The organism is Hymenobacter glacialis (genome assembly GCF_001816165.1).
Taxonomy (GTDB): domain Bacteria; phylum Bacteroidota; class Bacteroidia; order Cytophagales; family Hymenobacteraceae; genus Hymenobacter; species Hymenobacter glacialis.
Genome location: NZ_MDZC01000110.1, coordinates 1 through 1,106, shown reverse-complemented (window position 1 = coordinate 1,106; position 1,106 = coordinate 1). Strand labels below are relative to the sequence as shown.

Annotated in this window: 1 protein-coding gene; it reads right to left on the bottom strand. The window is 61.4% G+C overall.

Annotation, left to right across the window (positions count from 1 at the left end; translation table 11 throughout):
• Positions 1–2: 2 nt before the first annotated feature.
• A complete protein-coding gene (locus BEN48_RS15580) occupies positions 3–1,067 on the bottom strand; it encodes an IS701 family transposase (RefSeq protein WP_070735905.1) in 1,065 nt (354 codons plus the stop codon).
• Positions 1,068–1,106 lie beyond the last annotated feature (39 nt).

The window sequence follows — 1,106 nt, the reverse complement described above, 5'->3', positions numbered from 1 at the left end:
TGTTACGCACGGAGTTGTCCGAGCTGATGGTACATGGCTTTCAAGCCCACGGTGTAGAGCTGGGCTTTGAGGCGAAGGTGACCGATGCCGCATTTGAATTTGAGGACTTCGAGTTTGGTGTAGGCCAACACGGCGGCGAAAAGATGGGTGGCCTGCGTGGCCAGGGTTTTAGTGGGCGATTTGCCCATCGAGGCGTTCTGTTTGAGCGACTTGTGGTATTCTTCCACTTTCCACCGCCTCTGGTAAATCGCGGTCAGCTGGGCGTGGTCCAGGTCGGTGTCGCTGCTGACCAGATACAAGACGCCCCAGCTACCGTATTGGTTTGTAGAGACTTGTCTGCTCACGAGAACCGCCGCTTGGACGGAGCGCAAGTAGACGTGCAGGGGCTGCGTATCGGGAAAGACCAGCGCCTGCACGGGCTGGAACCGGCCCTGGGCGCGGTCGGCTTCGCTCAAGGCGACGGTGCGGCTGCTTTCCAGGGCAAAAACGAAGTGGTGGCCCAGGGCCCGCACCAGGTGCATGTTCTCGGCCGACGCGTACCAGCTGTCGGCCAGCAGGTAGCGGTAGGCCACCTGCTGCTGGGCCACGCGCAGCATTTGCTGCAGGTATTCATTCTTGGTGAACGGGCTTTGGTGTCTGGTTTTGCCCGTCTTCGGCTGATAGACGGGCACGGTTTTGCGCACCAGCTCGACGGCGGTAGGCAGGGCCAACGCGCCGGCCTGGTAGAGCAGGCTCACGAAGTTCAAGCCCTTGACGTAGCGTTGCTGGCTGTGGTCCCAATGGGTGCAAACCAGCTCATTGGCATCGGTGTGCGCCTTTTCCAGCACCGAATCGTCCACGAGGAGCACGGCGAACTCGTCGGCCGGCCGGCGGGCCTCGGCCTGGCGAATCAGCGGCTTGGCTTGCCGCCAGATGTTGGACGGGCCATACGTGGCTTGGCTCAGCCAGCGCGTGACGTGGTCGTGGCTCAACGCCCCGTCCAGCAGCCGCGACAGGCCCGTGGCCGTCGTTGGGCCCGTCGAACTCAGCAAATAATCCGTGTACAGGTCCAGCGTGCAAGTCATCATAAGCCAGTTAACGGACCAATCAACTCAACGACTGCCTAA

Excerpts from the sequence above, each read along its gene's own strand:
- BEN48_RS15580 (WP_070735905.1), bottom strand. The coding sequence starts at position 1,067 with ATGATGACTTGCACGCTGGACCTGTACACGGATTATTTGCTGAGTTCG.